This window comes from Crenobacter oryzisoli, assembly GCF_030385785.1.
Classification (GTDB): Bacteria; Pseudomonadota; Gammaproteobacteria; order Burkholderiales; family Chromobacteriaceae; genus Crenobacter_A; species Crenobacter_A oryzisoli.
Window position 1 is genome coordinate 1 of record NZ_JAUEDK010000091.1, and the last position, 7,456, is coordinate 7,456.

At 53.8% G+C, this 7,456-nt stretch carries 9 protein-coding genes and 1 pseudogene; 1 reads left to right on the top strand and 9 read right to left on the bottom strand.

Annotated features, from left to right (window positions below):
* Nucleotides 1-30: 30 nt before the first annotated feature.
* From QU481_RS23280 to QU481_RS23310, 8 genes and pseudogenes are all read right to left on the bottom strand, one after another.
* Nucleotides 31-1,592: pseudogene (locus QU481_RS23280) on the bottom strand (IS3 family transposase).
* Between the two features lie 161 nt (nt 1,593-1,753).
* Complete coding sequence (locus tag QU481_RS23285; protein WP_289832344.1) at nt 1,754-1,972, bottom strand: CsbD family protein; 219 nt, start codon at nt 1,970-1,972, stop codon at nt 1,754-1,756.
* Nucleotides 1,973-2,227: 255 nt separating this feature from the next.
* On the bottom strand, nt 2,228-2,638 hold the full coding sequence (locus QU481_RS23290) for a hypothetical protein (RefSeq protein ID WP_289832345.1): 411 nt from the start codon (nt 2,636-2,638) through the stop codon (nt 2,228-2,230).
* Between the two features lie 141 nt (nt 2,639-2,779).
* Nucleotides 2,780-2,947: a BON domain-containing protein gene (locus QU481_RS23295; protein ID WP_289832346.1), complete on the bottom strand. Its 168-nt coding sequence runs from the start codon at nt 2,945-2,947 to the stop codon at nt 2,780-2,782.
* 22 nt (nt 2,948-2,969) lie between these two features.
* On the bottom strand, nt 2,970-3,110 hold the full coding sequence (locus QU481_RS23300) for a hypothetical protein (RefSeq protein WP_289832347.1): 141 nt from the start codon (nt 3,108-3,110) through the stop codon (nt 2,970-2,972).
* Between the two features lie 91 nt (nt 3,111-3,201).
* A complete protein-coding gene (locus QU481_RS23945; protein WP_353962196.1) occupies nt 3,202-3,360 on the bottom strand; it encodes a DUF3309 family protein in 159 nt (52 codons plus the stop codon).
* An 885-nt stretch (nt 3,361-4,245) separates the two neighbouring features.
* Nucleotides 4,246-4,713: a hypothetical protein gene (locus QU481_RS23305; RefSeq protein ID WP_289832348.1), complete on the bottom strand. Its 468-nt coding sequence runs from the start codon at nt 4,711-4,713 to the stop codon at nt 4,246-4,248.
* Between the two features lie 346 nt (nt 4,714-5,059).
* The gene (locus tag QU481_RS23310) at nt 5,060-5,242 is read right to left on the bottom strand and encodes a lmo0937 family membrane protein (protein ID WP_346432463.1); all 183 of its coding nucleotides are present in this window, start codon (nt 5,240-5,242) and stop codon (nt 5,060-5,062) included.
* Nucleotides 5,243-5,443: 201 nt separating this feature from the next.
* On the opposite strand from QU481_RS23310, the gene QU481_RS23315 reads away from it, so the two are divergent.
* Nucleotides 5,444-6,172: a Crp/Fnr family transcriptional regulator gene (locus QU481_RS23315; RefSeq protein ID WP_289832350.1), complete on the top strand. Its 729-nt coding sequence runs from the start codon at nt 5,444-5,446 to the stop codon at nt 6,170-6,172.
* Between the two features lie 991 nt (nt 6,173-7,163).
* Here the strand turns inward: QU481_RS23315 and QU481_RS23325 are convergent.
* On the bottom strand, nt 7,164-7,456 hold a 293-nt coding region (locus tag QU481_RS23325), incomplete at its 5' end, for a transposase (protein WP_289831971.1).

A 7,456-nucleotide genomic window follows, 5' to 3' on the forward strand; every position in this document is an offset into this window, starting at 1 on the left:
CGGCGCGCGTCAATGTAGTTGTCGCCTGATTCATGCAGCCAAAGGCTGTCTATTCGTGCCTTGGGTGGCCATGGAGACAACAGCTTCGCGCTCGGGATTGAGCGTCACGGTGCTGATGGGCGACCAATTCCGGGTGTTGCCTGCCCAGCGTGCAGGGTGGCGTCGGCGAGCCTCGGCATAGAGCACGTGACGGGCTGCGAGAATCAAATGATCTTCTCCCGCATGGCGCTGGGCGGGGCTCACGTAGCGGATGCCGCTGTGGCGATGCTCGACGTTGTACCAGTGCACGAAGCGGCTGGCCCAGGATCGGGCAGTCTCCAGATCCTCGAAGCCCTTGGCAGGAAACTCGGGGCGGTACTTGGCCGTACGGAAGAGGGCTTCAGCGTAGGCGTTGTCGTCGCTGACCCGGGGCCGCGAGTAGGACGGCTTGATTCCCAGCCAGTGGAGCATGGCCAGCACCGTGGTGGCCTTGAGCGTCGCACCGTTGTCCCCGTGCAGGATGGGTTTGTCAGCCAGGGCGGCAATGCCCTCCGATAGCGCGGTACGACGCACCAGATGTGCCGCGTGTTCGGCCGCATCACTGGCATGTACTTCCCAGCCAACGATCTTGCGGCTGTACAGATCCAGGATCAGGTACAGATGAAACCAACGCCCCGTCACCGTGGCGGGTAGATAGGTCATGTCCCAGCACCACACCTGGCCCGGTGCCGTGGCGACGTGAGTGCTCGGCGGGCGGGATGCCGCAGGGGCTTTGGCGCGACCCCGGCGAGCTGTTTGCCCTGCATCGCGCAGGATCCGCTGAAAGCTCGATTCGCTGGCCAGATAGAGGCCCTCATCGGCCAGCATCGGGACGATGCGGGCCGGCGGCAGCTCGGCAAAGCGGGCCTCGTTGGCCACTTCCAGCACCTGGGCGCGCTCCGCCGCGCTGAGCGCCCGATGGGAGGGGGCTCGCACGGCCTCGGGGCGGCGGTCACCCCGGATGAGGCCGTCTTCGGTCTTCCAGCGCTGCAGGGTACGCAGCGTGATGCCGGCGACTTCGCAGGCCGGGCGTAGCCGTGCCCCGGACTGCTTGGCCACATCGATATCCCGGGCCAGGCATTGGCGATCTTCGAGGCCGATCATTCGTCCTCGTCCCTGCTGAAGATCGCCGCCACTTTTTTTGACAGGACAAGCAGCGCTGCGGCTTCGGCCAGGGCCTTGTCCTTACGGCGCAGCTCCCGTTCGAGTGTCTTGATCCGGCGCTGATCCTGTTTGGTTTGCTGGGGGCTGGCACGGCACTCTTCCGGCTCCGCCAGCGCCTGGGTAGCCGCCTGACGCCATTGGACCAGCTCCTGCGGATAGACCCCGTGCTCGCGGCACCACGCGTTCTTGCCGGCTTCATCGAGGGCTGCCGTGGTGAGCACCGCCTCGAACCGGGCCGCCGCTGTCCATGCCCGCTCGCGAGCGGGCATGGACAGCGCATCACTACGCCAACGCTCCAGTGTCGCCACCCCCACACCGATCTCACGCGCAACCGCTTCCGCCGCCGCGCTCTCCGGCGGCAGCAACCGCGCCACCGCTCTATCTTTGAATTCCTGTCCGTATCGCGCCAAGTCGTTCTCTCATCATCGCCCCCGAGTTATGGATTCTATCGAGGCGACAACTATTTTGACGCGGGGGGGAACCGGGCTGCGCGGCTCGTGAAAGTTGAGTCGCCCCCCCCCTTGTTTAGCACCGGTCTCCTTCACAATGCGTTTCTCTACCCTTTATTGGGCTAAGTCGCATCTTTGCCGGAAAGGTCTTTGTTGCGTGCTTCAAAGAGCTTGACCTGTCGGTCTGCTTCGGTGGTGGTGATATCACCAGTCTCCTGGCCATCCCCCTTACCGCCTTTGTGGGCAATGACATCGAATGCCTCATCAACCAAATGTTCCCACTCTGTTCTGACATCGCTTTTGAGCTGTCGCCAGCTCCCTTTCATAGAATGGCTGTTCATCGCAAACTCCTTCTCTTTTGGCTTGCCTGTCGCAGGTACGGAATGCGACCCAGTTCAATTCAAGGGTTTATACCTGGTGCCGTTCAAGAACGCGAAACAGCAACACGATGACCGCCAGGACCAACATAGCGTGAATAAACCCTTAACCACCAAAACGTCAAAAGCCTCATGCCGTGACTACATGAAGCCCTTAGTGTCCTTACAGATTAAAAACTATTTTCTATTATGCGGCTAATTATGAAAGATGAAAGCCACCTAATAACGATCATTTCTCTGATCGGGATACATATCGTGCCGGCGTTGACCATGGTCATCTTTGTAGTCACGGTGATGTTCTTGGTAACGTGGAGCATATTCTTGGCTGTACCAACTGTCCTGCACAAATAAAACTCTCTCGCCACATGCATTGTACTCACGGCAGTGAGTGCGCCAATGTTCGGCATGATCAAGCGGGACACGCAAATAAATAGGCTGCCGATTCATAGGCACCTGTTCGATGGCTATAGGTTGGCGATAAATAACTTGTGGTGGCGGGTAGCCTTCAATATCGATTCTCCCATAGAAATCAGGTTGACCAATGCGAACTGAAACTCCAGCATCAGCGGCTAGCACTGCTGACCCGCCTGCACTAATTAATAGCGCCATCACCATCACAAGATGTTTCATATAACAACTTCTATTTTAGAGTGCAGGCACCTCTCCCATTAAAAATCTCTTATTAAAATTAAGCCAGCATAGAACCGTCTCTTCTTGGGGTGCCACGACCTTCAACTTCCAAGTTAAAACAAGTTCCTGCAAATAAAAAATTCAATCGCCTTCATGGATTTTGATATAGCTTTTGACTGATGTTACTCCTTTTGTTTCACGGGCAATAGACAAAGCTCTGTCAGCCTCTTTCCGAGAACTGACCTCCCCGCTCAAAATAACTCCCCCTTTGTTGGCGGCATCGACCTTAACATGGATCAGGCTGCTCATTTTTTCCTCGGCCAACTTGGCCTTAATTTTTGTCGTTACTATCGAAATCTTTTGCATATGCTTCGGGATGTGAACGATCCATATCTTGACCGAAAGCATGATCCATCACCGGAGTAAGCAATGACCCTATGACGAAAACAGTTGATGCAAGCTTGAATTTCATCGCTTTTCCTTTTATTCGACAAGATGTAGGGATACGAATGATCCGGCTCTTTTTATCAGTGTCTGTTCGTTAGCACACATACCAAACCGCACTACACTCCTCCCATCACCAGCATAATGATCAAAACCAGTAAGGTGAGTCCAAGTCCTCTACTGGAGGCCATACTCCCATCCTCTACTGTGGGGCCGCGCGGGCATACACTGATCAACAATAAAACCATGATGAACAGTAAAATTATTCCTAACGACATTTCAACCTCCTAAAGCCGAGCCACATCATCGCGTGATGCGGGGACTATTACCCTTATGCTGCCACCACATTGCAGATATTCACGGTTACAATGTCGCTCAGAAGGAGAAAAATGTCTGTACGCTATCGCACGCAAATGTCACAACTGCTCTGTCGCAATCAATAATATGCGCTCATTGGTTTCAATAGGCGTCACAAAATTCTTATGTGTTCCATATGTGAATAACCTTTACGACATGATTAGCCGCACCTCTTATCCCATTCAACTAACAGGGGTGTGCTGCGATTTTTCAATCGACATCTACACGCGTTGCCGTACCAACCTAAGTCTATTTAAGGTGGTTATTTTTAGTGCGGATGTTGAGAGTACTGCTCGACATGCGAATGAAGCATCAGGAGATCAGCATGAACACAGATCAAATCAAAGGAAGAATCAAAAAGGTCTCTGGAAGCCTCAAGGAAGTAACAGGAAAGGATGTTGGCAACAAAATCCAGGAAGAAAAATTAAAACTAGAGTAAAGCCGCATGAAAAATACAAGCGAGCTTTGTCGCTCTAAAGAACGACCTAAAGAGATGGGCGAATTAACTCCCGCAGGAGACTTGCAACCTGACATCTCTCACTACGCAAAGCCTATAGAAACAAACCCTTCATGGCGAGACAAAACAAGGATCTAAGCACCTCAGACTGATCACAAGAGGCGATTGGAACCTGTGTGCGGGCGCACATAAAAAATAACGAGCAGCAAGCTACGCTTTGTCTTGCTTAGCTTGCTACTGGTAAAGTGCCTAGGGAGGCTGGAGGTGGTCAATTAATGAAATCAATATTTTTACAAATAAAATTGATCAGTGCATCCGCACCGCTCAATCTATTTTTGACGACTTATCGTCAATATGAAGCCTGCCGCCCATCACTCCAGTGGAAATTCACATTACGAATTGAGCGGCTTGAGAGTGCAACTGCACGTCGTTCTTCATGACCATTACGACCGATGATGATGAAGTACCGACCAGCCGGCAGTTTAACGTAAACATAAGGCCCCGCCTGGCTCAAAGAAAGCACCGAACCACCCTTCATGGCTTGAATGTCAACATCAATCCCAGCGAGATACTCATTGCTCGCCCCCTCCGAAAAAGTCATGTGCAAATTGTAGCCTTTCGCCTGCTTGAGAGCTTGAGACTCGTCCAAGCCAATACCACCTGACAGATAGGAAATTCCGTTCTGTTGCTGCGGTTCCAGCTGTACTGCAGACCCATCGATAGGCTCGCCATTAGCGACCTGCAGAGCCACAGGGGATACCCCTAACAATATGAAAAAAGCAACTCTTGAAAATGCTAGTGAGTAGATAGATTTCATAATGAACACTCCTTGCTTCGCATGGAATAAAATGAATGGAACCCTATAAGATGGCACCTCGACACAACCGGCAAGAGGTCTTATGCATCGTCACAATTTGGATTAACACCCACTAATGCCTACTGCAGCACCAGCACCAGCACCAGCACCAGCCAAAATAGCAGTGTCATTCTCATTGCATCGACATGCTGACACAACCATTCAGACTGGGAAATAATCAACCGTTTCAGCATTAGTCGCTAATTTTCATCATTCCCATGCAACTATTTCACTAATGTATTCAACTGTCCCAATGCTATCAAAAGCGCACTCCCTGAGATAAATCGCGCGGGCTTTGTGTAAAGAGCTATATTCTTCGACCTTGCAATAGACGAAAAAGTAGCACGATGACGGCCAAGGCCAAGAGAATATGAACAGCCCCACCCATTGTGAAGGATGTCAGCATTCCTAGTGCCCATAGAACCAGTAGAACCACAATGATAGTTTCGAGCATGGTGTTATCTCCCGTTAATGTCTGAGCAATCGACATTTCAATAGAGTAAGCGCAATGACAGATTGGGTCTGTGCGCTAGTACACGCATCCTCATTTGTTTTTCAGTTACAGCGAATAATAGGCTCTAAGCATCCATCGACGCCCCTCATGGTCATCGGGCCGGTCGACATACAACACGGATGAGACTCCGACTATACTGCGACACACGGAAGCCATTTTTTTCACTAGGTGGCAGCTATGTCCGAGTCTCCCTTACCACGACAGAACCATCTACTGGCCGCCCTGCCGGCTGATGTGCTCGAACGCTTACTTCCCTATCTCGAGTTGGTGCCTTTGCCGCTTGGCACGGTGCTGTACGAGTCTGGGGATGCCCTGCACTACGTCTTCTTCCCGACTGACTCCATCGTGTCGCTGCTCTATGTGATGGAGAGTGGGTCTTCGGCTGAGATCTCCGTGGTGGGCAACGAGGGGCTGGTCGGCATTGCGGTGTTCATGGGCGGCGAAAGCACGCCGAGTCGCGCGATCGTGCAAAGCGCCGGCCAAGCTTTTCGCTTGGCCGGGCAACGCTTCAAAGACGAGGTGAGCCGCCACACCGAGTTACTGCAATTGATGCTGCACTACACCCAGGCCTTGATCACGCAGATGGCCCAAACCGCGGTGTGCAATCGCCATCACTCGATCGACCAGCAGCTGTGCCGTTGGCTCCTGCTGTCTCTGGACCGCTTGCCGAGCAACCAATTGACCATGACCCAGGAGCTAATAGCCAACATGCTGGGAGTGCGCCGCGAGGGGGTGACGGATGCGGCCGGCAAATTGCAGAAGCTCGGTGTGATCGAATATAGCCGTGGCCATATCACCGTACTGGACCGGCCCAAACTGGAACAGCTGTGCTGCGAGTGCTACGCAGTGGTCAAGAAAGAGACCGATCGCTTGCTTCCCTACGTGCCTCAATCCCCATTCAAGTGACGAGCCCCCGTGCGATCAGATAACAACATCACGTTCGAAGCCCCCTGTTGTGGTCGGCCCTCTGGACACCGTACGGCTGGCTCATTCCCTTCGGCAGGGTCGCCACACCAGACCGGCCACATCAATGGATCAAGTCAAACCGCTTGTCGGGGGGATGGGCTCACGCTCGGGCTTAGGTAGGGTCGGCTCTCTACCGTTGACTCCTGATCTTCTGGGAGGCTTGACGGCCTTAGTCTTGGCCTTTGTCGGGCTGCTGACCCGGCCTGGTTTGCGGGACTTACCCATGACTGATCTCCGAGTGGCTTCCGAACCATGCGAGCTTTCAAAGGACCGAGTACTACGATGGCATTGAACGGGCCGGGTGTCGGTGCGTTTTCGCACTTATGCCGTACGAAAGGGCTAGGCCCGGCAGAGACTCAAGCACTACCGGCACCCCCTCTTGGCAAAGCCGGTAGTTCGGCGCCTTGGCGGGGACTGCCGCACCTTTACCGCCGATTACACCTGTAACGTAATCCGGTTCAACGTACAGACAGGTGTCGGGCCATCGGCGACCCTGTGGCTGTACTTTCCTGAAGCGGGTTGGCACTTTTTCAGAAGCATAGAGTTCTGCGCTGGGTTGCCCATCAAGCGCGCTGCTCTCGGCCTGAACGGTGTCCCTATCGGGAACAGGTATCGCCCACCGTAAACCACGAGGAGCCCGGATCACCGTGTCCTACCCTTTTCACCTCCTGACGGACTGACGATGAATATCTCCACAGCCGCCCATGACAAAGGAGAGCAAAGAATGCGCCACTTGCTAGTTGCCCTAACAATGCTGCTATTCCCAGCGGCACTAAGAGCCGCTAACAAAACTGGTCGACAAAGCGTAAACAAATCAATGAACAAGCCAGCTTGAGCAGGGCGTAATGGGTATCGAGCCGGCGCTCGAAACGATAGCGTCCGTCAAGGTGGTGTAAATTTCAGGCCAGAACTCCGGTCCGGTTTTCCAGGTTTACACGCCCAGTAGCTGGGCGTTGTCAGGCAAGCCCTCTGCAGGCTCCGCCATGGTGTGCTGCGGCATGTAACGGTGCTGCAGCTGCCATTCTTCGTTCTGTTCCATCAGCACTGCACCGATCAGCCGGCGAATGCTCCCCTCGTTCGGGAAGATCCCGACGACGTTGGCGCGGCGTTTGATTTCCTTGTTCAGTCGTTCCAGCGTATTGGTCGAGTGAATCTTCACCCGATGCGCCGCCGGGAAGTCCAGGTGTGCCAGCACGTCGTGTTCCGCCTCATCCATCACCCCGG

What these genes read in the sequence shown, in the direction of transcription:
- QU481_RS23945 (WP_353962196.1), bottom strand. Translation starts at nt 3,360, where the DNA reads ATGTCGTTAGGAATAATTTTACTGTTCATCATGGTTTTATTGTTGATC.
- QU481_RS23285 (WP_289832344.1), bottom strand. Translation starts at nt 1,972, where the DNA reads ATGAACAGCCATTCTATGAAAGGGAGCTGGCGACAGCTCAAAAGCGAT.
- QU481_RS23295 (WP_289832346.1), bottom strand. Translation starts at nt 2,947, where the DNA reads ATGAGCAGCCTGATCCATGTTAAGGTCGATGCCGCCAACAAAGGGGGA.
- QU481_RS23310 (WP_346432463.1), bottom strand. Translation starts at nt 5,242, where the DNA reads ATGTCGATTGCTCAGACATTAACGGGAGATAACACCATGCTCGAAACT.
- QU481_RS23290 (WP_289832345.1), bottom strand. Translation starts at nt 2,638, where the DNA reads ATGAAACATCTTGTGATGGTGATGGCGCTATTAATTAGTGCAGGCGGG.
- QU481_RS23315 (WP_289832350.1), top strand. Translation starts at nt 5,444, where the DNA reads ATGTCCGAGTCTCCCTTACCACGACAGAACCATCTACTGGCCGCCCTG.
- QU481_RS23300 (WP_289832347.1), bottom strand. Translation starts at nt 3,110, where the DNA reads ATGAAATTCAAGCTTGCATCAACTGTTTTCGTCATAGGGTCATTGCTT.
- QU481_RS23305 (WP_289832348.1), bottom strand. Translation starts at nt 4,713, where the DNA reads ATGAAATCTATCTACTCACTAGCATTTTCAAGAGTTGCTTTTTTCATA.